Here is a 26,339-nt window from a genome sequence, read left to right as displayed (position 1 = left end):
AACTTAAAACTCTGGCTGAAAATGAAAAGCCACTGCGATACGGTTCCAGCTGTTGATGGTGACGATGAGCGCAGTCAGGTTCAAAATTTCCTGTTCTGAGTATTCTGCTGCAACAGTAGCGTAATCCTGATCAGACACGCCTTTACCTGCCACTAAAGTTAAAGCTTCAGTCCAGACTAACGCTGCCTGCTCACGGGCGGTAAACGCTGATTTCACTTCCTGCCATGACGGCAACACATCCAGCCGATGCTGTTGTTCACCATCTTTTCTCGCTTCATTGGCATGCATATGCTGGCAAAAGGCGCAGCCATTGAGTTGGGAAGCTCGAATTTTCATTAAGTGGATCAGGCTTTTATCAAGACCAGAATCTTCGGCTGCTTTGGCCAAACCGACCAGATGCTGCACTATGGCTGGCTGGCCTTTATAGACTGCTGTACGACTAATACGTTTTGACATAAACACCTCCATTGGTTGAGGTCTTCAGTGTACAAAGGGCTTATCCGGCAGAATTGGAGAATTGCGACATCTTGCGTTTTTTATACTGACCCGGGGTTTGGCCTGTGATGCGGACAAAATGCTGATGCATATGGGCCTGGTCGTAAAAACCAGCTTGTTGCGCCACAGTGGCTAAATCACTCAGCGGATTCTTGCTGATTAAAAACCTCGCCAGTTTTACTTTAAACAGCAGTTGTAATTGCGCTGGTGATAAACCTGTTTCCAGCTTAAACAGCCGTTCAAATTGTCGGCGGCTTTTCGGCAGCTGATGATAGAGATGCTGCAGATCTGCGGCGGGCTGCTGTAACAGTTGCAGGCTTTTTTGCACCAGACTGGTGTTGGTCATCATCCGTTCGGCCAGATGCAATAACCAGCATTCAACAGCTGTCAGCTGGGTAGGCAAATCGCTGCTATTGGCCAATTGCTCTAACAGCCAGTTCAATCCGACCAGGTTGGATAGGCGTAAATCCAGTTGCTCTGTTGCGAGCTCGGCAGGACTAATGCCCAATAACTGAAAAGCTCCGGTGGCATGAAAACGCACGCTGAGCTGGTGCTGGCCGGCAGAAAAACAGCGTTGGCTTAGCTGTTGAGTGTACTGAAAATACACCGCAGGCAGCTGGTTGGGGATAAAATCGAAGGTCAGATTACTGCCGCCATCCGGGTACAAAGCATGAGCTTGACTGACATCGGCCTGCTCTGGCACTTGCACAGCCCAATACAATTGCACCCATTGTTGTAGCTGTACACAAGGTTGGCGCTGACTAAAACCCAAAGCAGACAGCTGACTATTTTGTTGAAAAGCCAGCTGTTCCGGCGTGGGCTGAATGGTCATTTTTACGATCAGAATTGTTGTTTAATCGGAAATTTCAACGGCAACAGGCACCAACTGATACAAAGTGATAGCTTCAGTCACGCTTTGCGGATCAAAAGCTTCGCCTTGCTCTTGTGCTTTATGCGCCAGATATTCACGGGTCGACTCTAAATCCATTTCTATAGGATCCAGCTTGCCACTGGCATAAGCCGTTTTACCTTTGGCGCTGACCGGAAACACCATATCGCCGTCTTTTACTTTAATGCGAAAAGTGGGTTGGTTTGCATCAGCGGCGAATTGCATCCAGCAGCCTTTTTTCTGACAGACAGCTTCCACTGTGCCTTTGACTGTCACTTGTTGCTGCAGATAACTTTGTGGTTTAGCCAGAATATCAGCAACTTCTACCAGCTTGGTTTTATCAACCACAGCACCAAAATTTGCGGCTGCTGCGGTAAAAGTAAGCAAGGCCAGAGTTGTGCTCAAAAACAGCTTTTTTCGTAAGTTCATCATGCACCTTGTTAAGCTAATTTATTGGATAACCTGATAATTTTTCAGGATCAGTTGTTGAAACTCAGCCGAAATATCATGCCAGTCCACCAGATCCACCTTAATAGGTAAATCAGACTCTTCCAGCGCATCCTGTAGCTTGAAGATCTGGTGCGGTGGCAAAGCTTGTTTGGCGACCAAAACCAAATCTAAATCAGACCAGGCTTTTGCTGTACCTTTGACCCTGGAACCAAAAGCCCAAACCCTAACATCAGGTACATGGCTGCTAAGCAATTGTCGCAACAAAGACAGCTGAGCATCTGACAGATTAAGCATTACGTTGCTGCAACCGCTGTAGTACAGATAAAGCCTGCGTTTCAAAACTCAAAGCAGCTTGATACACAACAGAAGCTTTGTCCTGATCATAAGTGTGAGACGTTATATTGCGTTGCCGCCTGAACTCAAACCAAAGCTCTGGGTCGTCCAGCAAACCTTTTTCCATAGCGGTACGAATTAAATCCCGAAAAGAGTATTGGTCTATATCGCTTAATGCCGCCGCATCTTGTTCCAACTGGCGTTTAATCATTTTGACGCAAAGCTCATAACAAAACTCAAAATTTTGGATCACACCAGCTACGATCAGACGTTTTTGGCTGTCAGATAAGCTGGCGATAAAACTCTGATTTTTGCTGTCCTGCACTGCTTCAGACAAGGACTTACAAGCCAAAGCTAAAGCGGATAAATCCAGAATTTCCATAACAGACCCACCTGAATCAAGATAAAAGCATTACAGCAGTTACACCCTGGTTTGGCAATGTTTAGCCCGGCGTGTAAGGGCCATAACCTGGCAAGAGTTTAACCAAAGCCCGGCTTATCATGGACGGAAACACTGAGAGGTGATCTTCGTCAGCAATAATCTGGCTTTGAATCTGTAAGCCAGGGTAATTACGGCTTTTCAGGGTTTTCTCAAACAACAGCGTATCGTCGACTATGCTCACTCTGTTGGCATAACGTGGTCCTGGCTTTAGTTGTTCAAATTCAGCGGCATAGAGCTGCACTTTAGCTTTTAGATCTTTGTGGTTGGCCGCGTACTGCTGTTCCAGCTTGAACATGGTTTTATTGTCAAACCACAAGGATGGGCTGCTTAAAATATAAGTATCAAAAGTATCGGGCTGGGTCAGCAGGATTTGTGCGCCTAATAAGCCACCATACGAATGACCAACAAAAAGCTTACGTTTTGGGTCCACCTGGTAGGTGTTCAGCACAAAAGGGATCACTTGTTGTCGCAGATACTCTGCATATAAAGCCGCGCCGCCATAAGCTTTAGCTGTTAAATGTTTAGCTGGTTTCTTGGTTTTGGCCAGCACATTGGTTGGGGTGTAATCCAGGCTGCGACTGTCTGTTGGGTTATCTTCTTTGGCGTAGGACAAACCTACAATGACAAAGTCTTCAATATTCTGACCGCCAGCGCCTAACCTGTTACGGATACTGCGAATAAGAGGAAAGGCGTAATTAGCATCAGACACAAAAAGCACCGGAAACTTCTTTTCTGTTTTGCCATAGGAAGGCGGCAGTTCCACCCAGACTTCGTACTGACGGCCAGTGTTTTGAGCCGGCAACTGATGCACTTGGGTATTAGGTAATTCCCATGCCGGGAATTGTTCTTCTGCTGATAAGTTCAGGCTGAATAATGCGCACAGAACTATAAACAATCTCATATCGAATCCTTATGAATTAAGAGCTTAAAACCTGTTGCCAGAACCATTTGGCTAAATCGCCTGTGATATCAGCTTCGGCATTAGTCAGCAGCACTAAACCTATGTCCTGCTCTGGTGAATAAGCGATATAAGGCCGGAAACCATCCACTACACCACCGTGATAAAACAGTTTGTTTTCATCATATTGGATCACCCGCCAACCACGGCCATACCAGCTGGATACCTGCTTGAATTGTTGCCAAACCGGCCAGCGGGGTTTGCCTCGTAACCTCACCATAGGTTGCTGCAACTGCGCCAAAGCTTCAGCACTGAATACGCCAGGCTTATGACCCAGCATGGCTATCAGGTATTTGGCCATATCATTAACGCTGGCATTGACACCAGCAGCCGGATTGACCCAATAAAAGTTCGGGTCTATTTTGACCGGACGCCAGCCTTTACCCCCTCTTTTATGCGGCATTGCTTTATTTTCAGTAGCTAAAAATGGTGCATAACCGACAGAGGCTGTGCTCATTTGCAGAGGTTTAAAAATACGTTCCGGCAGTAATTCTTCGTAAGCTTTGCCAGTGCCACGGCTTAATACCTGATCCAGCAAAGCAAACACAATATTCTGATAGCTGTAACAAGTACCTGGTTTACAGCCTGGCGCCAGCTCTTGAAATTTCGGCAGAATTTGTTCTGGTGTTTGTTTAGCTTCCAACAGGTTTTCATATGCATGAGGCATTAACCCTGTGCTTTGGCTTAATACCTGATCCACTTTAATTTGCCTGGTGACGGCAGCTGTTTTTAATTTAAATTCAGGCACATAGTTAATCAGCGGCAAGTCTAAATTCACTTTGCCTTGCTGAGCAGCCAATACGCTGATGCCACCGGTAAAAGTTTTGGATACCGAAGCCAGCCGAAATACAGTGTCGGCATCAATTTTTTCTGGCTTGCCCATAGCACGCACACCATAACTGCCGGTGGCAATAATCTGGTTACCCCGCACTACGGCATAAGCACCGCCTGGCACTTTGGCTTTGTTTAGCTGCACCCTAAACTGCAAATCCAGCCCTTGCAGTAGTTCAGTTTGCTGCACCTGTGCTGAGGTTGAAAAGCTACAGAACAGCAACGAATACAGTGTCGTTTTAAGAGTTTTTTTCATCATTAACCTTAACTACTACAACTTCAGATAAGGAGTTGGATCTTGCTGTTTGCCGTCAACCAGCAATTCAAAATGTAAATGTGGCCCTGTCACCCGGCCTGTCGAGCCCACTTTGCCTATAGGCTGGCCCGGTTCTACTGTCTGGCCTGCTTCAATGTAAAAATCATCCAGATGGGCATACAGCGTTTGATAACCATGACCATGGTCAATCAACACAGCTTTGCCATATCTGTCATTTAAGCTTTTGGCATCCGCTATCAACACTTTGCCTTTTTGCGCTGCTTTGACTGTGGCGCCACGTTTGGCACCAAAGTCCAGCCCCTGGTGTGGGCGGTTTTTACGAAACGGGTGTTTTTCACCATAAAAAGAGTTGATAGGCACTTTGCCAACAGGTAAGACCCATTCTTGTGGCGGCGAGCTGAAGCTAAGCTGAGCACAGCCCACATTCAGCAGTAAAGCCGTGCTGCATAACATTGCTGTAGCGCGCCATTTTTGCCAGAAGGACAACACAGGAATTGGCTGAAATAACTGCTGCAAACGCTGCTGATAAAAACTTTGGCTGGCATTGCTTTGAATAAAACCCGGCATCAGCGCTGGCATCTGCTCTGCCTGACTTTGCTTTAAGCTGCAAAGCAAGGTTTGACCGTACAACAGAGCTTGCTCTGGCTGCTTTTGAAGTACAGCTTTGTCCACCGCCAATTCCATACTGCGAATAAAGGCCTGTTCAATCAGTCGTAATACAGGGTTAAACCAGCATAAAGCCACCAGAATACGAAGCAGTAAAAGCTGCTGTGGGTCGCGTCTTTGCAAATGAGTCAGTTCGTGATCGATCAATAACTGGCGCTGCTGCTCTGACATATCTCCTATATAAGCGGGTAACACTAAGACCATGCGGTTCCAGCCAGCAACAAAAGGCGAAATTGCGGCCTGGGTTTGGCGAATTTCAAATTGAATGGGTAAGAATTCCAGTTGTGTTTTGTTGAGCAGCGAAGCCTTGTCTAAAGGTTCGGACAGCTGGATCAGCTGCTGCACCTTCTGCCATTGTTTTACTAAACGCCAAAGTGATAACAGGCTGATAATGGCAATCAAACCCAAGGCCATACGCCAGTAAAAGGCGGTATCAACGGGTGGCTCTATTAAAGACGGGTGTTGTGGCTGAGCCGTTAAAGCTTGCACAGAGCTGACCGTATCCAGCAGGAGTACCGAAGGCACTGTCCAGTGCTGATACAGCTCCGGCATAGGCAACAAAGGTAAAAAACTTAACGCCAGTAAACACCAATACAAAGCGGGCCAATGCTGCAAAGCGCTGAATTTCTTCAGCAAAAACTGACTGGAAAACCAAAGTAAGCCAGACCAAAGACTACAAAGCAGCAAGGACAACAACAATTGTTCAGCCATCTTAAGCCTCCCCATTGTTGATTGGAGCCTTTTGCTGCTGCGCTAAATCAGCCAGCAGTTTTTCCAAATCAGCCATTTCATCTGCATTCACCAGCTTGCTGTTGGCAAACATGGCCACTGGCAAAGGGCCATTCAATTCAAATACTCTGCGGGCAAAATCCTGCGCAAAAGCCGCCAGCGTCGGCATTTTATCCAGTAGTGCTTTGTAGCTGTTTTTATTACCCAAAGTTTCACAAGCGACAAAACCTTTTTCGCCCATACGCTCCAGAGTTTTGCGGGTAGAGGAGTAACCCCAGCCCAATACAGACTCCAGCTCGTCATGCAATTCACGCGCAGTAAGAGGTTGTTTTAACCAAAGTAATTTCAGAATTTCCAGCTCAGGAGCAGTAGGTTGGTGCATAAAATTGAGTCTGTGATTTCACTATGCTTTTAGAGTGCGACAAATGTCACATTAAGGTCAAGCAAAATCTGCGACATTTGTCGCGGTGGTGAGATATTTGTTTGGGATAGTGCTGTAGGGGCGACCTGTATGATCGCCTTAGGGTATTTGTGTAGATCCAAATATATCGATACCATCAACATTAGCGGGATGTAATAAACCCATTTTGGCGTTATGCTGCAGGTGTTGGCGGTTGACCCTAAATAAAGGTTTGCTCCGTAATTTACTCCAAGACTTTTAGCATTGAGAAAGGACAACTCTATGTTACCCAATGTGCTTTTTATTCATCCTTTGCGCCAGTTGGCTTTGTCGTTGCAGAAAATTCAGCAGCATGATGCTGCTTTGCTGGATGCGGCTTTAACAGCTGAACAATTTCCGTTATGGCAGCAGGCGCAAACCGCTATTTGTTTTTCGTTGCGTGCTTGTAGTCCATTGGCTGATAAGGAAAAACCAATTTTCGGCAAGCCCAAACCAAGCTGGGCTGATCTAGAGCAGCAAATCCATTTAACCGTAGAGTTCTTACAGTCGCTTCAGCCTCATGATTTTGTTGGTTGGCAGCAAAAGCGTATTGAAACTACCGCTGGTTTTGCAGAGCTGGAACTAACAGGGGAGCAGTTTTTGTATCTCTATGCTTTGCCGAATTTTTACTTTCACTACGGCATGGTGTACGCCATAGCCCGGGCTCAGCAAGTGCCTTTAACTAAAGGTGATTTTGATGGTTGGCATCAGTATCCGGAAGGTTTTTCTTTTCTGCGGTAGCTCTGGCATATAAAAAAGGGCAAACTGAATTGCCCTTTTGATTGCTGTGACTGACCCCTCAGCTTATTGTACTTTTACCACCACTATAGACTTCGCAGGCAGTTCCAGGCTTAGTTTGCCGTTTTTACCTTTGGCGCTGAAGGCTGTTGGCTTGATGGCTTCTGGTTTAGCAAAGGTATTGTGGGTATCCATAGCTTCAGCAGTTAATAACTGGCCTGATACGCTATTAATCGTAATACCATCCAGGTTGATCTCCGCTGTTTCCGCTTTATTTGGATTGGCATTCACCAGCGCCAGATAGACAGAACCATCTTTAGCTTTGGCTGCTGTGGCGCTAATTGCTGGTACTGACACCTCACCCAGTTTGTAATCCGGTACATTACTCAGCTTCAGCGGTAAGGCTGTTGCGTCCTGAAACGGCACATACATTTTAAAAGCATGATAGGTAGGCGTCAGGATCATTTTTTCCTTATCCGTCAGTATCATGGCCTGTAATACGTTCACCATCTGCGCAATATTGGTCATATGCACCCGGTCGGCATGCTTATGGAAAATATTGAAGTTCAGTGCCGCCACTATGGCGTCTCTTAAGCTGTTTTGTTGATACAAAAAGCCCGGGTTCTCGCCTTTTTCCACGTCGAACCAGGTGCCCCATTCATCGACATAAAAGCCGACTTTTTTCTCAGGATCATGTTTATCCATCACCTTTTTGTTATTGGTGATAAAACCGTCCATTGCCAGGGTGCGCTGCATGGTGCTGATCCACTCGCTTTCCGGGAATTGCAGCGCCGCGCCTTTCACATCCCATTTACCTGTGGGCAGGGTGTAGTAGTGGAAACTGACAGCATCCATTTTTTGTTTGATATTGGCTGTCATATAGTCAGCCCAGGAGGTGTCTTCACTGTGGCTGCCGCTGGCTATCCATTTTGGCGTATTGTTGGCCGGAGTTTTCAGGAAGGTGGTGTAATGCTTATACAAATTGGTGTAGTACTCCACCGACATGTTGCCGCCGCAACCCCAGGCTTCATTGCCTACACCAAAATAATGCACTTTAAATGGCTTATCGCGGCCATTTTTACGGCGTAATTCGGCTAAAGTGGATTTGCCTTCGGCCGTCATATACTCCAGCCATTCAGCCATTTCCTGTGGTGTGCCTGTGCCGAGGTTACCATTGACGTAAGCTTCGGCGCCCAGCAATTCCACCAGGTCAAAAAACTCATGAGTGCCGACAGCGTTATCTTCTTCGACGCCGCCCCAGTTGGTGTTTAATTTGACTGGTCTTTTATCTCGTGGGCCTACGCCATCACGCCAATGGTATTCGTCGGCAAAACAACCGCCTGGCCAACGGATCAAAGGTACATGTAAGTCTTTTAACGCGGCTAAAACGTCGTTACGAAAGCCTTTGGTATTGGCAATTTTAGAATCCGGGCCTACCCAAAGGCCTTCATAAATGCCACGGCCTAAATGTTCGGCAAACTGACCATAGATATTTTTATTGATCACAGCACCTTTGGCACTGCTATCGAGCTGAATTTGTGTGGCGGCCAGAGCTGTAGCGCTCAGGCCAAAACCAAGGGCCAGCAATAGTGGTTTTATAACTCGCATCGAGTTCTCCTGTTGATTTGTATGGAGTTTGATTTGTGCTGTCGGTTGGGTGGTGAGGGTTTTTTATACATCCTATTGTAGGACAATACAACGATTAACCCTTTGCAAAGGAAAAAGATGAAGTCGCTTTGTGAAAAAACATAACGTGGCTTTTTACCAGTGGCTGCTTTCAGTCCATAACAAACTGACGCCAATCAGTAGCAATAACAAAGCGCTGATCCGGTTCAGCCAGCGTGCCGGTTTAGCTTGTTGCAGGTAAGGTTGAAGCTTATGCGCCAGCAGTAAATAACTGCCATGCGAAATCAAAGAACAGAGAATAAAAGTAGCGGTCAGCAAGCTAAACTGCGGCCATGCAGCCTGATCGGGTTGAATAAACTGCGGAAATAAAGCGGAGAAAAACAAAATAGCTTTGGGGTTGGTGATGGCCACCACAAAACCCTGACGGAATATTTGCCGACGTTTTTGCGGTGCACCAGCCTGTAGGTTTTTGATTTGCCGGCTCTGCTGCCATTGCTGTAACGCCAGATAGACCAGATAACCGGCCCCGGCTATTTTCAGTGTTAAAAATGCTAACGGAGAAGTCGCAAGCACCACACCCAAACCAACAAAAGCCAGCAAAGACAATAAGCTTAAGCCCAGTACATTGCCCAAAGAGCCAAAGACGGCTGTGCGTGCGCCCATGCCCAAGGCATTACTGACGGCAAACAATACGGCAGGGCCAGGCGAAAAGGTTGTGACCAACGCAATACTAAAAAATAACCACCACTGCTGCATCGCCGTGATCCACTGCTTCGGGTTAGCGCTATGGTAAAGCTTTTATGGCAAAACACAGCCTGGCTCAAAGTAATAACACTGTTTCCCTAAGTGTTTCAAAGTCGGAGGTTTTTGTTCGGTGAAGAGGACTGTGCAACCATAAGAAAACGGGCCAGCACAGGCCCGTTCTATTGGTATCAGAGCGGTTAAACAGTAGTCTCAGCAGCTTTTAGCATGCTGAATAAATCATCTTTTAAATGCAAACGTTGTACTTTTTGCTGCTCCAGATAATCGTCGCTGCATACTTCCGCGCCTTGCTCAATGCGGTGTATTTCGTGGTCAATTTCATGGTAGCGGCTAAACAGCACTGCAAAGTGGTTATTGTGCTGTTTTAACTGATGAATTTGTTCTTTAAATTCTGGAAATTCAGAATGTAAATCGTGTTTTTCTGGCATAGTTTTTCCCCGTTGTTTTATTGTGTGCTGTGCCGGTAAAACATGCTCCGGCGCAGGCAGTACAGCTTTATGTTGCTTTGTTACAGTAGTGCTGTCTGTGCTCTGTCCCTCATGCTACGCCTTTTATCTGATTGGTCTTTGATCCAGCACAAGCGGACACTAGACAGTAATAAGACCAGCGTAGTTATTGCCGCGTTTGACGATCTGGCCTTAAGCCGCAGTATTGCGGCACTATAAAGTCATCATTATTTGTTGTGAGTTTGTGATGAAATTAATTCGCCTTTCGTTGATTGCCACTGCTGCTGTTGCTTTATTCAGTTGCACCCCTAAAGTGAATGAGCCTCTGCTGGTTTTGCATAATGTTCAGTTGGTGGATGTGACCACAGGTCAGTTGGTGCAGGATCAACTGCTGGTGATCAAACAAGACCGTATTCAGGCGATTTTGCCCGAAGCTCAGTTAAGTGATTACCCACAAGCGCAGCAACTGGATGGTGGTGGCCGCTATTTAATTCCGGGTTTATGGGATATGCATGTGCATTTTGAAGGCCGTGATTTAGTGGAAGATAACGCGCTGTTATTACCTGTTTATCTGGCTTATGGCATTACCGGCGTGCGAGAGGCTGCCAGTAATCTGGCTCCTGTAGTGCTGAATTGGCGTGAGCAGGTGAATCAGCAAAAGCTACTTGGGCCTAAAATTTTCACGGCTGGCCAAAAGTTTGAAGGCATCAATTCGTTGTGGGATGGCGACTTAGAAATAGGCAGCGAAGCCGATATGCTCGCTGGTATGGATAAGTTGCAGCAGATGCAGGTCGACTTTATCAAGATCACTGAAAATACCCTGCAACCTGATTTATATCTGGCGACTATTAAAGAAGCAAAAAAACGTGGTTTGTTAGTGTCCAGCCATGTGCCTTATGGCACCAGTATTGCGCAACTATCCGAGGCGGGTTTATCTAGCCTTGAACATGCCTCTTATCTGCTACGCCTTGGTTTTGCAGACGAAGCTGCTGTGGCTGCACAGGTGCGTGCCGGAACAATGACGAATCAACAGGCAGCAGAACACTACAAAACAGGCTTTAACCTGCAGCAGGCGCTACAAGGCTACCGCATGTTAAAACAGCTGAATGTTGCTGTGACCCCTACTTTAATTGGCGGGCGACAACTGGCGCATTTACATGACACAGACCATAGTCATGATGAATTTTTAAAGTATCTGACTAAAGATTTTACCTCTAACTATCAATGGCGTATCGACCGTATGGCCAACGAAACGCCGGAACAGCAACAACAGCGTAAAGACAAAGAGCAGCTGATCGCCAGCCAGCTACCTTATCTGCTTCAAGCCGGAGTGACCTTGCTGGCCGGCAGTGACTCGGCGGCGCTGAACACTTATGTGTATCCGGCTCAGGCATTACATGACGAACTGGAACTGTTTCAGCAGGCAGGTTTAACGCCAGCACAAATTCTGCAGACGGCCACCATCAATGGTGCGCGTTTTATGCATCAGGACCAAGACTACGGCAGCATAGCTGTGGGGAAAAAAGCAGACTTAGTGTTGCTGAATCAAAACCCGCTGCTGGATATCAAAGCCAGCCGCAGTATTGAAACTCTGTTATATCAGGGCAAAGTGTATAACCGCGCCACATTGGATCAGCTGTTACAGCAAGCCGAACAACGTAAGCTTGAGCTGGAACAAAAAGCGGGTTAATGGCTGAGGCCGGAGTTAATCCGGCCTTATTCGGTACGACCATCAGCGTGCTACTGAGTAGCATTTTTATACTCAAGCTGCAGTTTTTCCAGCTCGCCTTTCAGCACTTCAGTATTGCTGTTGGGACTTTTTAACTGTTGCTCAACAAATTTTATCTGCTCTTTAATGTCGGACTGAGTCGGTTTACGGTTTTCCAGTGCTTTGGTTATTTCTACCATGCCGACCATAAAGGAGCATTGTTGATGGTAATAATCTATGTCGTATAGCATTTGGTATGCGCTGTAGCTGCTTTGCTGGTTAGCTGCTAAACCGTTATAAATCTGCTTTTTTACTTCACTTCTTTTCAGCTCAATAGAGCGCAGTATGGTTGTGGCCAAAGCGTTGGCATAAATTTGTTCGTTGACTAAAGATCGGCTGGAATTTGATAAGGCTGCACCTGCTGATAATGCCGCTTTGGCACTTTCGCCGCCCACTACAGTTCCCAATCCGGCCAACACATTGGTGACTGTGCCTGTACTGATATTCCAGGTATTAGCATTAGAAATAATCAGTGATTTGTGCCGCTCGCAACTTTCATCAGACAAGCTCATCAGTTCAAAAGCCAGCGCTTCTTTTTTTTCTTTGGTGTTTGCTGCAGCTAAAACCTCCTGAAAACTTTCGGTATTGATTTCGGCATAAGCTTCACCTGTATCAACGTTAAACTTGATGTAAGGTTTGAGGGAGCCGACAGGTTTTAATACAGGATCAACCCGATAATTTGCCGCTATCTGGCTACAACCGCTTAGTAGTAATAAAGTACTGAAAACAATTAAAGAATAACGATTCATGCTGTGGTTCCTTTATCTGTTTTTTGATAGTTGCTATTGATATTGAAGACCAAATCAATGCTAGTCCCGTTTCTGGTGAATGCCAGTGTTGATGAAAAATTCAGTATGGCTTGTAGAAGGATTGGCCGTCTTTCACGCCCTTTTCACTTTTGTTTTGTCACTCTGCAGGCGAATCCTGAACATGGAGTAACAAAAGATGAAATCAACACTCTTTAAAAAAGCTGGCTTTAAAAAGGCCGGTCTTATGCTGCTGGCCGCTTTGTCACTGTTCGGCATGGCTCAAGCTGAAGAACCTGCTGATAAACCCAAGGTATTATTAGTCGCCAGCAGTTATGGCGTGGCCGACGACCCAACAAAGCCAGGCATGGAGTTTGATGAGTACTCCATGGCTTATCAGTTGCTCAGCCCACAAGTTCAGCTTGAATTGGCCAGCCCCAAAGGCGGTAAAGTGGAAGTGGGTGAATACAACAAGGCTAAGCCTTATAACGCTGCAGTATTAGCCAGCCCCGAGGCTATGCGTTTACTTGCCAACAGCAAAAAGCTCAGCGACATCCAGGCCAAGAACTATCAGGCTGTGCTGGTGCTGGGTGGCAAAGGCGCTATGTTTGATTTGGCTGATCACCAGCCTTTACAGCAACTGCTGGCAGATATGGCGGCACAGCAGAAAATCATAGCTGCGGTTTGTCATGGTCCTGCGGCTTTACTTCATGTGAAAAATCCCGACGGTTCATTATTACTGCAGGGCAAAAAAGTAGCGGGTTTTAGTAATCAGGAAGAAAGCATGTTTGCTAAAGAGATGCTGCAGTTGTATCCGTTTCTATTGCAGGATGGCTTAACCAAAGCAGGTGCTTTGTATCAGCACACCGGCCCTATGCTGCCTTTGGTGGTGCAGGATGGCAAACTCATTACAGGCCAAAACCCGTTTTCTACTCCGGCTTTGGTGGATGCGATGTTAAGTCATTTGGAACTGAAAACTGCACAACGTCAGGCTTTTCCAGATGAACAGGCTGTCACTTTAATTCAGCAGTTTTTAGCAGGTCAGCCTATCCCGCCACAGCTGGATGAAAAGCTGGTGGATATCCCACTGATGGCCATTTGGGGTTATTACTACCTGCAATTTGCCAAAGCAGATCCAGAGCGTAAGCAAGCAGTGCAGGTGATGGAGTTAGTCAGCGGCAGCTTTACCGATCCACAGTTTTTAATGGCTCTGGCACAAGGCCAATTGCAGCTGGGTAATACAACTCGCGCTGTTGAACTGGCAAAAGCTGTGCTAAAACAACAACCAGACTCTAAATCAGCAGAACAGCTGCTGAGTAAAGTGAAGGGATAACTTGAAAAATCAAAGCCAGCCCGGCCTGCGTATTCTGCTGGTGGAAGATCAGCAGGCGCTGGCCTGCAATATCATCGATTATCTGACCGCAGCAGGGCATCAGCTGGATTATACGGCTACTGGTGCTTTAGCCTTGCAGCTGGCGAAACAGCATAGCTATGACTTAGTGCTGCTGGATTTGATGTTGCCTGATACGGATGGCCGACAGCTCTGTAGACAGCTGCGCCAGTTGTGGCTAAAAACTGTGCCTGTGTTGATGTTAACGGCTTTGGACAGTCTGGATGATAAGTTGCAGGGTTTTGCTGCTGGTGCTGATGATTATCTGACGAAGCCGTTTGAACTGGCTGAATTGGCAGTGCGTTGTTTGGCTTTAAGTCGTCGCCATTTATTGAGCGTTGACCCGCAGTTGCAACTTGGGCCACTACTGATCGACAGATCGCAACAACAAGCCAGCCGCGCAGGACTGCAACTGGATTTACATCCTTTGGGTTATCGTATTTTAGTGGTGTTGGCCGAAGCTTATCCGGCTTTGGTCAGCCGCTCTGACTTAAGTTATCAGCTGTGGGGTGACGAGCCACCGGATTCTGATGCATTGCGTGCTCATATTTACCTGCTGCGCCAGCAACTGGATAAACCTTTTAAAGACGCCATGTTGCAAACCGTCTACGGCATAGGTTTTAAGCTGATGTTGCCACAGGAGCAAGCTGATGCATAAACCTGCCCGTAGTTTAGGCCAACGTATTGTTTGGGCTTGTGTCATTCTGGCGCTGCTTTGTGCTTCGTTATTTAGCTTTTTTAACGTGATTTTTGTCTACACGGTGGAAGATCAGTTTTTCCGCCATCAGTTAATGGATGAAGAAAAACGCCAGTTACAACAGCCGCAGTTAATCGCACCTTTATCTACTGGCATGCAGATTTTCCACAGCGTGAAGGATTTCCCTGCCGATTTACAGCAGCAGCTTGAACCCGATACCAAACGCACTGAGTACAGTGGCCTTGAAGGCCGGCATTACCATATTCGTTCTTTTAGTCACCCCTCAGCCAAAGAGCCGGTTTGGTTAGTCGCCGAAGTCAGTCAGCAACTGGTGGTGCGGCCTATTCGGGATGAAATGTTTTTGTTGTATGGCATCAGCACTTTAGTGATGTTGTTGCTGGCAGCAGCTTTGGGTTTTGCCTTAGCCCGTCGGGCCACGCGGCCCTTAACTCAATTGGCAGAGCTGGTGCAAAAGGATCAGTTTAGTCCGGGGTTTTCCAAAGCTTTTCCGGCCAATGAAATTGGTGTATTGGCCGAAGCTTTAGAGCAAAACTGGTTAAGAGTGCAGGCTTTTATTGAACGGGAACAAGCTTTTAGCCGTGATGCCAGCCACGAGCTACGTACACCACTGGCGGTGATCCAAAGCAGCTGCGAGTTGTTGCTTGCTCAGATGTCCACACAAGCATGGCCAGCAGAACAGCAACAACGCTTAGAGCAAATTCAGCACAGCAGCAGGCAAATGAATCAGCTGATCAGCACTTTACTGGCGATGTCACGAGAGCAGCATTTGGGCCAGACTGAAAACATCAAATTAGCGGGCTTGTTAGAGCAACTAATCCTGAACTTATCACCCTTGTTAGATGGTAAAAACATTGAATTGGAGCTGCAGGTAGCGCCAGACTTACAGCTGCAACTGAACCCTGTATTGCTGCAGATGGTACTAACCAATTTGCTGCAAAATGCTTTTTTACATAGCGCTGCCGGTACTATTTATATCAGCGCTAACTCAGAGCAATTGCTGATCCGTAACCCGCTGCAAGACGACGATCAGCCCACAGAACTGACTGCTTTATTTGCTAAAGGCCGACAAAGTAGCGGTTATGGTTTGGGGCTTGGCATAGTGCAGCGACTCTGTCAACAAACCGGGCTGGAGCTTCAGTTAAACCGCTCAGAACAGCAACTGATAGTCAGGCTTGTCTGGCCACAACTTTGACGTTTTTTTCACATCTTTTCTTCTATTCTGCTGATGATTCATCAAGTGGAGCTTTTTATGTATCGGCTATTTTATCTGTTAAAACAAAGCACACTGGTGTTGCTTGTGGTGCTGCTGAGCTGTTTCGTTGTACTGGTTGGCTGCGTCAGTTGGCCTTCACCTGAAGCACCTGGTCCAGCCAGCACAGCTCCTTTGTTGTTGGATGATGTCAGTATTGTGGATGTGGAAACAGGGCAAATTCATCCGCATCAGGCTGTGTGGATTGATCAGGGGCGGATCAGCAAGATTGCTGCTTCTGATGCAGTGGTAACGGATAAAAACACAACAATTCGCACCGAACTGATGGCCGACGGCCGCTTAAAAGTACATGCAGCAGGTCGGTTTTTAATGCCAGGCCTGAGCGATATGCACACTCATTCCTTACAGCTTTCGCCTCAACTGCATCATCCGCTGTGGATAGCTGCAGGCGTCACTGCAGTGCGGGATCTATCGGGTTGTATGCTGCAGCCTGATAGTTTTCAGGCCTGCACAGCAGACAGAAAACGCTGGACGCAGCAGCTGCATGCTGGTCGAAGAACCAGTCCAAACTATTGGTTACACAGCAGTTATCAGTTAAATGGCGGGCCTGAAGTACCAGCGAGCTATCCTGCATTTTTTAAGCTGCAATCTGCTGCAGATGCTAAAGCCTTGGTTGAACATTATCAGGCACAAGGCACTGATTTTATTAAAGTCTATGAACAACTTAGCCTGCAGCAATACCAGTGGTTAGTGGTAGCAGCTGATAAGGCTGATATGGCGTTGGCCGGGCATCAACCCTGGCTGGTGTCTTTTCAGCAGATGCTAGAAGCTGGGCAGCGTAGTGTGGAACATGGCCGCGTCTTTATTTTTGAATGTGCCGATGCGATCAAAGTCTATAAACAACAGCCACTTAGCCGGAGTTTTCAGCCAGAGCAATGGCGTGAACTACTGCAAAGTCAAAACCCGGAGTTGTGCCAACAACTGATGCAACACATGGCGTTATCCAACACCTGGTGGAGCCCAACCTTACTCACTTTGCAATTAGGCGCGAAAGCAGGGGACACAGCATTCCGGCAAGACAGCAGGCTGAAATTTGTGCCTTATCTGCTGCAGTTACTCTGGCAGGGCGACGCCGATGCCATGTTGAAAAAGGCTTACGATAGCAAAGGACTGAATGTACATGCCGAATTGCTGGTTTTAGCGCAGCAGCAGGTCAAACAAGCTCAGCAAGCCGGAGTAAAAATTCTGGCGGGCACAGATACACCCGACTCTTTTGTCTTTGCAGGCTCTGGTTTACACGACGAGCTGGCGCTTTATCAGCAGGCTGGTTTAACCCCTTTAGAAGTGATTCAAACCGCCACTATCAATCCTGCTGTTTTTTCTGGCATGGCAGCAGAAACAGGTTCAGTGGCTGTAGGTAAAACGGCCGACTTACTGCTGCTAAATCATAACCCCTTGCTGGATTTAGCGACCATGCGTGAACCACAAGCTGTGGTGTTGGCAGGTCACTGGTATCCACAAGTTGTGCTGCAACAGCTGGAGCGTTTTGCTGAAGATCAGGCCAACAGCATCAGGCTAAACCTGCATTTGCTGTGGGATGCTTTGATGAGTGCGCCGGTGCGCCAGCAGTTTGCAGACTGACAATACCCGTCGTACTTGCAGCCACTGCTTTGTTGGCTGCGCTCTCTCGCCCCAGTCACATAGACAACTATGCTCCTGGGGACTCACTCACTTGCCGCCGCGCTGTGACAGCAATTACTTAGGGTATTCATTAGTCGTACTTGCAGGTAGAGCTTTGTTGTTTAACCAATAACATAACTCGCTTGTCCAGCTTCACCTGAGGTAAAACTGCCGCTCAGGCCCAGCAGTTCAGCATGGGTAGCGCTGCTGATAATGACAAACTGGCTTTTGGCGACGCCCTTTTCAAAAGCGCCATAGTGTTTCAGCGTGAATTGACAAGGCGTATCACCAATACTGCCGGTAATAAATTCAAAGCCGTTAAAGCTGGCATCGCCTGTTGTTTCATAGTTCAGTTGGTAGTGCACTTCACTGCTTCCGGTGATGTCGCCACTGTAGCTTTGATTCACCAGAGCTTTGCTGAGTTTGGCTCCATGATCAAAAGATTGGGTGACCGATTCTTGCCATTCGGTAATTTGGAATGTGCCTTTCAATTGCATTAATTGTTCTGCCTTGCCTGATTAATTGTGCTGATTTAACAGTATCATGCGGCAGATCTAAGGTATTGTAAAAACACGTCATTCAGAGGTTTTGCTGTGGAGTAGGGTTTTGCAAAGCAATCACAATCCAATCACTGGGGTGCTACACCAACGCCAAAGTGCTGAGCTCTACCAACTACGGCGTTATCTCCCTGATGCAGCGCTTGCTGAATTGATTGAGCAATTTTGGCTGGTCGATTGGGACTTACGCGGTAAAGCCGCTCATATTCAACAAAACTTACCAGACCCGAATTTCCACTTAGTGATCAACACAGGTACTGTCACTCTGCTTGGGCCTGTCAGCAAAAGTTATAGTTATGAAATGCAAGGCAGAGGCCAGATTATTGGCGTTAAGTTTGCGTTGGGTGCATTGGCTGAACGATTGAATTTTAAACCTGCTGACTTTATCGATAAACAGCTTGAGGTAGAGCAGGTTTTTAATCTGGATACCAGTCGGCTGCTGTCTGAGTTGTCGGCGGCAAACTCAGATCAACAACGGGTAGCCATACTGCAATCCTGCTTTAAACCCTTTGCTATTGCGCCATCTGAACATGGTGCCAGAGTGCGGCAACTGGTTAGCCTTATCAAACAGCAATCAGACATAACCAAGGTTGAGTTGCTCTCTGAACGCAGCAATCTTTCGGTGCAGGCCATTCAGCGTTGTTTCCGTCAGTATTTAGGCATAAACCCAAAATGGCTGATCCGTAAATACCGTCTGCATCAGGCGCTGCTGTTGCTGGAGCAACAATCTGTGGAGATTGCCGATCTGGTGGAATCTTTAGGTTATACCGATCAGTCGCATTTAATTCGCGACTTTAAAGAGTTTTTGGGTGTGACTCCAGCAGCCTATACGCGTCTTCCCTGAAGGCAAAGCAGATAAAATCCGTTACCATAACAGCAGTTTTTATCGGATGAGACAGAAAAACGTGATTGGACTAGGGGATCAAAACGCCAGCTTTAGGGTCTATGTGGAAAACCGACCCAAAATGCCACAGTACCAGCAGTTGTTTGACTGCGAAGCAATGCAAACGGGTGATATAGATCTGATTTATCAGCACTGCGGTAATGGTTGGCGCAAGGTGTTTAATGTCTACGCCAAGTTGTTATGGGCTCTGGATCCAAAGCTATTTACCTTCCCGACTCAGGCCGCTAGCTGGCAGCAGTATCGTGACCAATTTTTACTACAAAAATCTTCAGGCACAGCCCTGTTATTTGACCAGCCGCTGCTAAACCCTGCCGATAACACTATTCATTTAATTGCTGGCCGCATCCATGCTAAGCAACTGATCCAACAAGGTCTAGGCTGTCAGCTGCATTGGATGAATGAAGAGTTTGCGATAGACCCAGGCAACAAAGTGCTGGTGACGCCTTATTTTGATTACCGCCAACTGAGTAATGAAAAGATTGAGTTTAGTGCGGCGTTATTAAAAACATTGAAGTGATAAATTTGTGCATTATGCACATTAAGCGTATACTTTGTGCATAAGCGACTAACTGATTAGGTTCGCTCTTACAGCGAGGTGTGTTATGACCGCATTGCTACAACAAGCCCCACAACCCCAACTGGTATTGGCCAAAGCTGTACTGAATGCTGCCGATCAACTGGGTTTGAAGCAGGCAGAATTAGCTGCTGTATTGGGTGTGCATCGCACTGCGGTCAGCCGTTTAAAGCAGAATCCGACGCTGGATCCTCAGTCAAAGCAAGGTGAACTGGCTTTGTTGCTTATTCGTGTCGCCCGCGCTTTATATAGTCTGGCTGGTGGCGACCCGGACTGGATTAAACACTTTATGCATAGCCCCAATAAAGTCACAGGCGGCATACCAGCACAGCAGGTGCAGAGTATTCAGGGCCTGATGCAGGTGCTGCAGTTTGTGGATGCGATGCGGGGCAAATTATAGTGTCAGTTGCTGTGGCATCAGATGCGCTGTGGACAAGCTGCGAAGGACAAAAGCAGATCAAAAAGGTCCACGGGCAATTGTTCCGGCTGGTCGAAAGCCAGCAACAAGTGGCCACTTTAAGTTATGTCGACACGCTGGCCGAACAGGCTGTGCTGGAACAGTTGCTGGAAAACGTCAAACCTGCGTTACCTGAAGCGACAGAGTCGCTGCATTATTTGCTGAAATCGCCTTTCCGTTACCCGCCGCTGCAATGGGGGTCACGTTTTGGCTCTGTTTTTGAGCCAGGCATTTTTTATGGTGCTTGTTCTGTCACAACCACCCTTGCTGAATCGGCTTACTACAGATTTATTTTTTGGTATTCGATAGAGGCCGCAGCACCGAAAAACAGCCTGAGATCACAACACAGCTTGCTTAGTGTCGGCTATAGTTCAGCCAAAGCAGTGGCTTTGCATCAGCCCCCTTTTAACGCTTACAGCACAGAGCTAACAGCCAAAACCAATTACCAACACAGCCAGCAACTAGGCACAGCTATGCGAAAAGCCGGAGTCGAGCTATTCGAATACCAATCCGCCCGCGACCCAAATCAAGGTATTTGTGTTGGTCTGTTTTCTCCCAAAGCTTTCACCAGCCCCAAACCAGATCACACCAGCCCTTGGCTCTGCGAACTTAGCGCCGATCTGGTGGTATTTAAACAACAAGGTGAAGCAGAGCTTTATGTCTATCCGCTGGATTTGTTTCTGCTGGATGGGCAGTTGCCTTGGCCGGGGTGAAGAATATAGCTATCTAAAACAACGATTTGTTTTGAAAAATGAACTTAACCTGGCAAAGTAACTTCATTAGGCATCAAAACAAAGGACGTTTAGGTTGGCAGAGTCAAAACCATGGGTTAGGCCGCAGCTGTTGGTGGCATTTAGCTTGTATGTTCGTATACCTTTTGGGAGGCTGCATGCACGCAACCCTGAAATTATTCAGTACGCTACTCTCATGGGCCGAACCCCCTCTTCATTAGCGATGAAGTTAACCAATATCGCTAGTTTAGATCCTGCTATCACTTCAACGGGACGTGTTGGTTTGAAGGGCGCTTCTAACGCTGACCGTGCTATGTGGTTGGAAATGAAGACGGATTGGTTGGCTTTTTCTGCACAGATGGACGCTGCCATTTCCCTATTAGCTGGTCCTTTGCATCAAGCTTGGCCTGATGTTCGAGAAGAGCCGCCTATTAACTATCAAGGAATGAGCAAAGAAACTATCACTCAGGTTCGGTTAGGCCAATCATATTTTAGAGCTGCGGTATTAAGCGCTTATAACAACCGTTGCTGTATCAGTGGCTTATCTGTACCTAAGTTATTGATAGCTAGCCATATTGTGCCTTGGAGCCAGGATATTCATAACCGTTTAAATCCAGGTAATGGCCTAGCTCTGTCGGCTTTGCATGATAAAGCTTTTGATTTGGGGCTAATGACTATTGATGAAAATTTTCGTGTGGTAGTGTCGAGTCAAATTAATCATAAAAATGACCAATTCTTTGATTCGTCTATAAAAAGCTTTCATGGCAAAAGTATCTTTTTACCAGACAAGTTCAGCCCTCAGGTCGAGTTTTTAGCGATGCATAGAGAAACAATTTTTGAGAAGAGGTTTTAAGGTTAATCGCTAACCTCAGGTGAGTAAGTCTGGAATCATAAGCTCGGCAAGCTGTTTTCATTGCGAAGAGGATGATCGACGTACATGTCTAGGTAGTTAGAGGTAAACACATGGCTCCAGCTTTATTGAACTTCCTGTCGCTTGATTTTTAATACTATTCCGCTAATCCCCCCGAAGTTCCTACACTTTTATGCGCATTTAAATGTATTAATTAACACTTTTGTGCGCATAAAAGTGTTTGACTGTTTGTTTTTATCCGCATAAAAGTGTAACCTTGGCGCAAGGTGACGACATTAAGGTGGAGCTATGGAACGCGATTTATTGACAGCATTGCTGGGCTGGAAACTGAAGCATGATCGTAAGCCTCTGCTGATTGATGGTGCAAGGCAAACGGGTAAAACCTATTTGCTAAAAGAGTTATTTGGCCAACACTTTGCAAAGGTACTGCGGGTGGATTTTCTTGAGTCGCCGCAGATGCAGGATGCTTTTGCTGGTTCGTTAACCCCAAGCGATATACTGAGTAATATAGAGCTGCTAACAGGCCAGCCGTTTAATATGGCAACTGACTTGCTGATCCTCGATGAAATTGGCGAATGCCCACGTGCGGTGACGGCATTAAAGTACTTTGCCGAGCAAACCCCGCAGGCGTTTATTGCCGCCAGTGGCTCTAACATAGGTTTGCTGAATACCTTTCCGGTAGGCAAGGTTGAGCAATACAACTTAAGGCCGTTAACCTTCCGCGAGTTCTTATTAGCCTCTGGCGAGGCGATGCTGTTAAAAGCCTATGATGCCGGGCAAAACTCAGCAGCAGCACACACTAAGCTGTTTGATAAGCTGACAGATTACTACTTTACTGGCGGTATGCCAGAGGCCGTTAGTCTCTGGTTTGAACTGGCTGAGCAAAGCATACTGGAGCGTGTAAAAGCGGTGTCACAGGTACATGCCGATTTGCTGGCCGGTTATGTGCGGGATTTTGGTAAATACTCTGGCAAGGTGGATGCCGGTTTAATCGAAGCTGTGTTTACTGCAGTGCCAGCTCAGCTTGCTGCAGTAATGGATGAATCTGTTCAACGCTTTAAGTTCAAACAGGTGTATGAGCGTAAATCCCGTTATCAGGAGCTGGAAAGCGGCATCATTTGGCTGGAGAAGTGCCGGCTGATCTTAAAAAACTATCCTGTTGAAGGCACACCACGCAGCCCGTTAGCTGCTTACAAAAAAGACAATATGGTAAAGCTGTTTCTGTTTGATGTTGGCTTACTTAACCATATGCTGGGTGTCAGCTATCTGGAAATAAAGCAGCAAAATTATGACTACAAGGGTTACATCGCAGAAAACTTTGTGCAGCAGGAGTTAGCTGCACTGGGCATTGATCCAACCTTTTCCTGGGGTGATGCTCGGGCGGAAATAGAGTTTATTCTGGCCGATATCATCGGCAATGTGATACCGCTGGAAGTAAAAAGTGGTAAACGCACCAGAGCCAGGTCACTGCAGTCTTATATTGAAAAATGTAGTCCGGTCAAAACCATTAAACTGACCGGTACTCAGGGCTCGTCACCGCTTGAGCAGCAACATCTGGTGTACCCACTGTATTACACGGCGCAGGCCGTACGCACACATCTGCTGTGATAAAAAAGCCCGTAATACGGGCGTTTTAGTAAGCAGTGTCTGGGTTTACATCCCCAACAACGGCTTCAAATAATGCCCTGTGTAGGATTTCTCATAAGCAGCTACTTGTTCTGGTGTGCCAGCGATCAGGATTTCACCGCCGCCGCTGCCGCCTTCGGGGCCTAAATCGACCACCCAGTCTGCGGTTTTGATTACGTCGAGGTTGTGTTCAATGACGACTATGGTGTTGCCGTGGTCGCGCAGTTTATGCAGTACGTTTAGCAGTTGCTGGATATCAAAGAAGTGCAGGCCTGTGGTCGGCTCATCAAGGATATACAGGGTTTTGCCTGTGTCGCGTTTACTGAGTTCACGCGCCAGTTTAACCCGCTGGGCTTCGCCACCCGACAAGGTAGTCGCCGACTGGCCGAGGCGGATATAGGTTAAACCTACGTCCATCAGGGTGCGTAATTTGCGGGCTATGGCCGGAATGCTTTCGAAAAACTCGTGAGCGTCTTCCACTGTCATTTCCAGCACTTCGTGAATGTTTTTGCCTTTGTATTTCACTTCCAGCGTTTCGCGGTTGTAGCGTTTGCCTTTACAGACGTCGCATGGCACGTACACATCTGGCAGGAAGTGCATTTCTACCTTGATCATGCCATCGCCCTGACAGGCTTCACAGCGGCCGCCTTTGACGTTAAAGCTGAACCGGCCGACCTGATAACCACGGGAGCGGGATTCCTGAGTACCGGCGAATAAATCCCGTACTGCAGTGAAAATACCAGTGTAAGTGGCCGGGTTAGAGCGTGGCGTGCGGCCTATAGGGCTTTGGTCTATGTCGACACATTTATCAAAATGTTCCATGCCCTGAATGGCTTTGTGCGCCGCAGGTTCGTCGCCTTCGCCTTTGTTCAGTACACGGTGGGCGACACGGAATAAGGTGTCGTTAATTAAGGTGGATTTACCAGACCCCGACACCCCTGTGATACAGGTCATGACGCCAAAAGGAATTTCTAAATCGACGTTTTTCAGGTTGTTGCCTGTTGCGCCTAACACCCGTAATTCTTTGCCTTTTTTGCCTTCATGGCGTTTATCTGGCACCGCAATTTTACGCACGCCGGATAAATACTGGCCTGTTAACGACTCTGGGGTGTTTTTAATATCTTCCAGACTGCCTTGCGCCACAATATAACCACCATGCACACCCGCACCTGGGCCAATGTCGATAATATGGTCGGCTGCGCGCACTGCGTCTTCGTCGTGTTCTACCACTATGACGGTGTTACCCAGGTCACGTAAATGCGTCAGGGTACCTAATAATCTGTCGTTGTCGCGTTGGTGCAAACCAATAGAAGGCTCGTCCAGCACATACATAACCCCGACTAAACCTGCACCAATCTGGCTGGCTAAACGAATACGTTGGGCTTCGCCACCTGATAAGGTTTCGGCGCTGCGTGACAGGTTCAGGTAATTCAGGCCGACGTTAACTAAAAACATCAGACGGTCCTGAATTTCCTTCAGAATTTTTTCGGCGATCTGCGCTTTCTGGCCCATTAAGGTCAGTTGGCGGAAAAACTCCAAACAGTCACCTATCGACAGTTCCACCACTTCAGGCAAAGTGGTTTTGCCAATAAACACATGACGGGCTTCTTCACGTAAACGTGAGCCGTTACAAGTTGGGCAAGACTGTGACGCCAAATACTTGGCCAGTTCTTCCCGTACCGCATTGGACTCGGTTTCGTGATAACGCCGCTCCATATTCGGCAAAATGCCTTCAAACGGATGTTTACGTTTGATGATATCACCACGGTCGTTCAGGTATTTAAACTCGATATCGGTTTTGCCTGTGCCGTTTAAAATCACTTGTTGATGCTGTTTGGTCAGGCTGGCAAAAGGCACTTCCAGCTCAAAACCATAATGGTCGGCTAAGGATTTCAGCATCTGGAAATAATAAAAGTTACGTTTATCCCAGCCACGGATAGCGCCGCCGGATAAACTCAGCTCGTCGCTGACAATGACTTTATTGGCATCAAAATACTGTTTTACGCCTAAGCCATCACAGCTTTGGCAGGCACCGGCCGGATTGTTAAAGGAAAACAAACGCGGCTCCAGCTCGGCCATGGAATAACCGCACGTCGGGCAGGCGAAGTTGGCAGAAAAAATCAGTTCAGGTGCTTTTTCATCGTCCATGGACGCTACTTTGGCGATACCACCAGACAGCTCAAGCGCGGTTTCAAAACTTTCAGCCAAACGCTGTTTAATATCGTCGCGTACTTTAATCCGGTCGATCACCACTTCAATGGTGTGTTTTTTGTGTAAATCCAGCTTGGGCGGATCTGACAAATCACAAATTTCGCCATTGATACGGGCGCGGATATAACCCTGAGCCGCTAAGGTTTCCAAGGTTTTGACGTGTTCACCTTTACGTTCCTGCACCACTGGCGCTAATACCATCAGCTTGGTGCCTTCAGGGAAGGCCACTACTTTATCCACCATTTCACTGACTGTTTGTGCAGTTAACGGCAGATCGTGGGTAGGGCAACGCGGTTCGCCAACCCGGGCAAACAACAACCGCAGGTAGTCGTAAATTTCAGTGATAGTGCCGACAGTGGAACGTGGGTTATGCGAGGTCGACTTTTGTTCAATAGAAATAGCCGGTGATAAACCTTCGATATGATCGACATCAGGTTTTTCCATCAGGCTTAAAAACTGCCGGGCGTAGGCCGACAAAGACTCAACATAACGGCGCTGACCTTCAGCGTACAGCGTATCAAAGGCCAAAGAGGATTTACCTGAACCGGATAAACCAGTGATCACCACCAGTTTGTCACGTGGAATTTCCAGTGAAATATTTTTCAGGTTGTGGGTGCGGGCACCCCGAATATCTATTTTATCCATAGGTTTGGGTCTCTTGCCTGTTGAGTCGGCTTGGGGAAAACGAATTATCGCAAAAATTGCTATGAGGCAGTCAGTTTGACTTTGGCTGAAGCTTTATGCGGCAAAGCTTTAACCGGATCAGTAAAGCAATAATTCAATTGGCGATACTGTATATAAATACATGCTTTATA

27 protein-coding genes are annotated in these 26,339 nt (G+C 47.1%); 12 read left to right on the top strand and 15 right to left on the bottom strand.

The window, feature by feature from the left end:
- Positions 1 to 3: 3 nt before the first annotated feature.
- The 9 genes from LSG34_RS19045 to LSG34_RS19005 form a co-directional block, all read right to left on the bottom strand.
- Positions 4 to 456, bottom strand: a complete 453-nt coding sequence (locus LSG34_RS19045) for a carboxymuconolactone decarboxylase family protein (protein WP_233010903.1) — start codon at positions 454 to 456, stop codon at positions 4 to 6.
- A gap of 40 nt (positions 457 to 496) precedes the next feature.
- Positions 497 to 1,327: a helix-turn-helix domain-containing protein gene (locus LSG34_RS19040; RefSeq protein WP_233010900.1), complete on the bottom strand. Its 831-nt coding sequence runs from the start codon at positions 1,325 to 1,327 to the stop codon at positions 497 to 499.
- Positions 1,328 to 1,348: 21 nt separating this feature from the next.
- Positions 1,349 to 1,813 (bottom strand): DUF4920 domain-containing protein, encoded by a 465-nt coding sequence (locus LSG34_RS19035; RefSeq protein WP_233010898.1) that lies wholly within the window; start codon positions 1,811 to 1,813, stop codon positions 1,349 to 1,351.
- Between the two features lie 21 nt (positions 1,814 to 1,834).
- Positions 1,835 to 2,128 (bottom strand): nucleotidyltransferase family protein, encoded by a 294-nt coding sequence (locus LSG34_RS19030; protein ID WP_233010896.1) that lies wholly within the window; start codon positions 2,126 to 2,128, stop codon positions 1,835 to 1,837.
- Positions 2,121 to 2,549 (bottom strand): nucleotidyltransferase substrate binding protein, encoded by a 429-nt coding sequence (locus LSG34_RS19025; RefSeq protein WP_233010894.1) that lies wholly within the window; start codon positions 2,547 to 2,549, stop codon positions 2,121 to 2,123. The genes LSG34_RS19030 and LSG34_RS19025 overlap by 8 nt, the downstream gene beginning before the upstream one ends.
- A gap of 61 nt (positions 2,550 to 2,610) precedes the next feature.
- Positions 2,611 to 3,510, bottom strand: coding sequence for an alpha/beta hydrolase (locus LSG34_RS19020; protein WP_233010892.1), 900 nt, complete (start codon positions 3,508 to 3,510; stop codon positions 2,611 to 2,613).
- Between the two features lie 16 nt (positions 3,511 to 3,526).
- Complete coding sequence (locus LSG34_RS19015; RefSeq protein ID WP_233010890.1) at positions 3,527 to 4,654, bottom strand: serine hydrolase domain-containing protein; 1,128 nt, start codon at positions 4,652 to 4,654, stop codon at positions 3,527 to 3,529.
- Between the two features lie 15 nt (positions 4,655 to 4,669).
- A complete protein-coding gene (locus LSG34_RS19010; protein WP_233010888.1) occupies positions 4,670 to 6,052 on the bottom strand; it encodes a peptidoglycan DD-metalloendopeptidase family protein in 1,383 nt (460 codons plus the stop codon).
- 1 nt (position 6,053) lies between these two features.
- Positions 6,054 to 6,452 (bottom strand): BlaI/MecI/CopY family transcriptional regulator, encoded by a 399-nt coding sequence (locus LSG34_RS19005; RefSeq protein WP_233010886.1) that lies wholly within the window; start codon positions 6,450 to 6,452, stop codon positions 6,054 to 6,056.
- A 300-nt stretch (positions 6,453 to 6,752) separates the two neighbouring features.
- On the opposite strand from LSG34_RS19005, the gene LSG34_RS19000 reads away from it, so the two are divergent.
- The gene (locus tag LSG34_RS19000) at positions 6,753 to 7,250 is read left to right on the top strand and encodes a DUF1993 family protein (protein WP_233010884.1); all 498 of its coding nucleotides are present in this window, start codon (positions 6,753 to 6,755) and stop codon (positions 7,248 to 7,250) included.
- 63 nt (positions 7,251 to 7,313) lie between these two features.
- On the opposite strand, the gene LSG34_RS18995 is transcribed toward LSG34_RS19000, so the two are convergent.
- The 3 genes from LSG34_RS18995 to LSG34_RS18985 form a co-directional block, all read right to left on the bottom strand.
- Positions 7,314 to 8,855 (bottom strand): alpha-N-arabinofuranosidase, encoded by a 1,542-nt coding sequence (locus tag LSG34_RS18995; protein ID WP_233010882.1) that lies wholly within the window; start codon positions 8,853 to 8,855, stop codon positions 7,314 to 7,316.
- A gap of 153 nt (positions 8,856 to 9,008) precedes the next feature.
- On the bottom strand, positions 9,009 to 9,629 hold the full coding sequence (locus LSG34_RS18990; protein ID WP_233010880.1) for a LysE family translocator: 621 nt from the start codon (positions 9,627 to 9,629) through the stop codon (positions 9,009 to 9,011).
- Positions 9,630 to 9,814: 185 nt separating this feature from the next.
- The gene (locus tag LSG34_RS18985) at positions 9,815 to 10,063 is read right to left on the bottom strand and encodes a YdcH family protein (protein WP_233010878.1); all 249 of its coding nucleotides are present in this window, start codon (positions 10,061 to 10,063) and stop codon (positions 9,815 to 9,817) included.
- A gap of 265 nt (positions 10,064 to 10,328) precedes the next feature.
- Between LSG34_RS18985 and LSG34_RS18980 the strand changes: the two genes are divergently transcribed.
- Entirely contained in the window at positions 10,329 to 11,771 is a 1,443-nt protein-coding gene (locus tag LSG34_RS18980; protein WP_233010876.1) for an amidohydrolase family protein, read from the top strand.
- Positions 11,772 to 11,821: 50 nt separating this feature from the next.
- Here the strand turns inward: LSG34_RS18980 and LSG34_RS18975 are convergent, their stop codons facing one another.
- On the bottom strand, positions 11,822 to 12,598 hold the full coding sequence (locus tag LSG34_RS18975; protein WP_233010874.1) for a hypothetical protein: 777 nt from the start codon (positions 12,596 to 12,598) through the stop codon (positions 11,822 to 11,824).
- A gap of 196 nt (positions 12,599 to 12,794) precedes the next feature.
- On the opposite strand from LSG34_RS18975, the gene LSG34_RS18970 reads away from it, so the two are divergent.
- From LSG34_RS18970 to LSG34_RS18955, 4 genes are read left to right on the top strand one after another with little or no spacing between them, the layout of a single operon-like run.
- The gene (locus LSG34_RS18970) at positions 12,795 to 13,928 is read left to right on the top strand and encodes a type 1 glutamine amidotransferase domain-containing protein (protein WP_233010872.1); all 1,134 of its coding nucleotides are present in this window, start codon (positions 12,795 to 12,797) and stop codon (positions 13,926 to 13,928) included.
- A gap of 1 nt (position 13,929) precedes the next feature.
- Positions 13,930 to 14,643, top strand: a complete 714-nt coding sequence (locus tag LSG34_RS18965) for a response regulator transcription factor (RefSeq protein ID WP_233010870.1) — start codon at positions 13,930 to 13,932, stop codon at positions 14,641 to 14,643.
- Positions 14,636 to 15,895, top strand: a complete 1,260-nt coding sequence (locus LSG34_RS18960) for a sensor histidine kinase (protein WP_233010868.1) — start codon at positions 14,636 to 14,638, stop codon at positions 15,893 to 15,895. Before LSG34_RS18965 ends, LSG34_RS18960 begins: the two co-directional genes overlap by 8 nt.
- Before the next feature lie 57 nt (positions 15,896 to 15,952).
- On the top strand, positions 15,953 to 17,554 hold the full coding sequence (locus LSG34_RS18955; RefSeq protein ID WP_233010866.1) for an amidohydrolase family protein: 1,602 nt from the start codon (positions 15,953 to 15,955) through the stop codon (positions 17,552 to 17,554).
- Positions 17,555 to 17,715: 161 nt separating this feature from the next.
- Here LSG34_RS18955 and LSG34_RS18950 read toward each other — a convergent pair whose 3' ends face one another.
- The gene (locus LSG34_RS18950; RefSeq protein WP_233010864.1) at positions 17,716 to 18,090 is read right to left on the bottom strand and encodes a DUF3224 domain-containing protein; all 375 of its coding nucleotides are present in this window, start codon (positions 18,088 to 18,090) and stop codon (positions 17,716 to 17,718) included.
- 109 nt (positions 18,091 to 18,199) lie between these two features.
- Between LSG34_RS18950 and LSG34_RS18945 the strand changes: the two genes are divergently transcribed.
- From LSG34_RS18945 to LSG34_RS18920, 6 genes are all read left to right on the top strand, one after another.
- The gene (locus LSG34_RS18945; RefSeq protein ID WP_233010862.1) at positions 18,200 to 18,994 is read left to right on the top strand and encodes a helix-turn-helix domain-containing protein; all 795 of its coding nucleotides are present in this window, start codon (positions 18,200 to 18,202) and stop codon (positions 18,992 to 18,994) included.
- Positions 18,995 to 19,040: 46 nt separating this feature from the next.
- Complete coding sequence (locus LSG34_RS18940) at positions 19,041 to 19,571, top strand: DUF6942 family protein (protein WP_233010860.1); 531 nt, start codon at positions 19,041 to 19,043, stop codon at positions 19,569 to 19,571.
- Positions 19,572 to 19,656: 85 nt separating this feature from the next.
- Positions 19,657 to 20,028 (top strand): MbcA/ParS/Xre antitoxin family protein, encoded by a 372-nt coding sequence (locus tag LSG34_RS18935; protein ID WP_233010858.1) that lies wholly within the window; start codon positions 19,657 to 19,659, stop codon positions 20,026 to 20,028.
- Positions 20,028 to 20,798 carry an RES family NAD+ phosphorylase gene (locus LSG34_RS18930; RefSeq protein ID WP_233010856.1) on the top strand — a complete coding sequence of 257 codons (771 nt, stop codon included), beginning with the start codon at positions 20,028 to 20,030 and terminating at the stop codon, positions 20,796 to 20,798. Before LSG34_RS18935 ends, LSG34_RS18930 begins: the two co-directional genes overlap by 1 nt.
- Positions 20,799 to 20,892: 94 nt before the next feature.
- A complete protein-coding gene (locus LSG34_RS18925; RefSeq protein ID WP_233010854.1) occupies positions 20,893 to 21,669 on the top strand; it encodes an HNH endonuclease in 777 nt (258 codons plus the stop codon).
- 306 nt (positions 21,670 to 21,975) lie between these two features.
- Positions 21,976 to 23,295: an ATP-binding protein gene (locus LSG34_RS18920; protein WP_233010852.1), complete on the top strand. Its 1,320-nt coding sequence runs from the start codon at positions 21,976 to 21,978 to the stop codon at positions 23,293 to 23,295.
- Positions 23,296 to 23,340: 45 nt separating this feature from the next.
- Here LSG34_RS18920 and uvrA read toward each other — a convergent pair whose 3' ends face one another.
- Positions 23,341 to 26,169 (bottom strand): excinuclease ABC subunit UvrA, encoded by a 2,829-nt coding sequence (uvrA, locus tag LSG34_RS18915; protein WP_233010850.1) that lies wholly within the window; start codon positions 26,167 to 26,169, stop codon positions 23,341 to 23,343.
- Positions 26,170 to 26,339 lie beyond the last annotated feature (170 nt).

Origin of the sequence: Rheinheimera faecalis, from assembly GCF_021290965.1 — a bacterium.
Lineage (GTDB): Bacteria > Pseudomonadota > Gammaproteobacteria > Enterobacterales > Alteromonadaceae > Pararheinheimera > Pararheinheimera faecalis.
Note: the sequence above shows the minus strand (reverse complement) of the source record. Positions and strands in the feature narration are given on the sequence as shown.

Bases quoted from the DNA above. Each gene is read 5' to 3' on its own strand.
- LSG34_RS18935 (WP_233010858.1), top strand. From the start codon at position 19,657: ATGACCGCATTGCTACAACAAGCCCCACAACCCCAACTGGTATTGGCC.
- LSG34_RS19030 (WP_233010896.1), bottom strand. From the start codon at position 2,128: ATGCTTAATCTGTCAGATGCTCAGCTGTCTTTGTTGCGACAATTGCTT.
- LSG34_RS18955 (WP_233010866.1), top strand. From the start codon at position 15,953: ATGTATCGGCTATTTTATCTGTTAAAACAAAGCACACTGGTGTTGCTT.
- LSG34_RS18990 (WP_233010880.1), bottom strand. From the start codon at position 9,629: ATGCAGCAGTGGTGGTTATTTTTTAGTATTGCGTTGGTCACAACCTTT.
- LSG34_RS19045 (WP_233010903.1), bottom strand. From the start codon at position 456: ATGTCAAAACGTATTAGTCGTACAGCAGTCTATAAAGGCCAGCCAGCC.
- LSG34_RS19000 (WP_233010884.1), top strand. From the start codon at position 6,753: ATGTTACCCAATGTGCTTTTTATTCATCCTTTGCGCCAGTTGGCTTTG.
- LSG34_RS19020 (WP_233010892.1), bottom strand. From the start codon at position 3,510: ATGAGATTGTTTATAGTTCTGTGCGCATTATTCAGCCTGAACTTATCA.
- LSG34_RS18970 (WP_233010872.1), top strand. From the start codon at position 12,795: ATGAAATCAACACTCTTTAAAAAAGCTGGCTTTAAAAAGGCCGGTCTT.
- LSG34_RS19025 (WP_233010894.1), bottom strand. From the start codon at position 2,549: ATGGAAATTCTGGATTTATCCGCTTTAGCTTTGGCTTGTAAGTCCTTG.
- uvrA (WP_233010850.1), bottom strand. From the start codon at position 26,169: ATGGATAAAATAGATATTCGGGGTGCCCGCACCCACAACCTGAAAAAT.
- LSG34_RS18940 (WP_233010860.1), top strand. From the start codon at position 19,041: ATGAGACAGAAAAACGTGATTGGACTAGGGGATCAAAACGCCAGCTTT.
- LSG34_RS19005 (WP_233010886.1), bottom strand. From the start codon at position 6,452: ATGCACCAACCTACTGCTCCTGAGCTGGAAATTCTGAAATTACTTTGG.
- LSG34_RS19015 (WP_233010890.1), bottom strand. From the start codon at position 4,654: ATGAAAAAAACTCTTAAAACGACACTGTATTCGTTGCTGTTCTGTAGC.
- LSG34_RS19035 (WP_233010898.1), bottom strand. From the start codon at position 1,813: ATGAACTTACGAAAAAAGCTGTTTTTGAGCACAACTCTGGCCTTGCTT.
- LSG34_RS19040 (WP_233010900.1), bottom strand. From the start codon at position 1,327: ATGACCATTCAGCCCACGCCGGAACAGCTGGCTTTTCAACAAAATAGT.
- LSG34_RS18980 (WP_233010876.1), top strand. From the start codon at position 10,329: ATGAAATTAATTCGCCTTTCGTTGATTGCCACTGCTGCTGTTGCTTTA.
- LSG34_RS18985 (WP_233010878.1), bottom strand. From the start codon at position 10,063: ATGCCAGAAAAACACGATTTACATTCTGAATTTCCAGAATTTAAAGAA.
- LSG34_RS18960 (WP_233010868.1), top strand. From the start codon at position 14,636: ATGCATAAACCTGCCCGTAGTTTAGGCCAACGTATTGTTTGGGCTTGT.
- LSG34_RS18950 (WP_233010864.1), bottom strand. From the start codon at position 18,090: ATGCAATTGAAAGGCACATTCCAAATTACCGAATGGCAAGAATCGGTC.
- LSG34_RS18995 (WP_233010882.1), bottom strand. From the start codon at position 8,855: ATGCGAGTTATAAAACCACTATTGCTGGCCCTTGGTTTTGGCCTGAGC.
- LSG34_RS18920 (WP_233010852.1), top strand. From the start codon at position 21,976: ATGGAACGCGATTTATTGACAGCATTGCTGGGCTGGAAACTGAAGCAT.
- LSG34_RS18975 (WP_233010874.1), bottom strand. From the start codon at position 12,598: ATGAATCGTTATTCTTTAATTGTTTTCAGTACTTTATTACTACTAAGC.
- LSG34_RS19010 (WP_233010888.1), bottom strand. From the start codon at position 6,052: ATGGCTGAACAATTGTTGTTGTCCTTGCTGCTTTGTAGTCTTTGGTCT.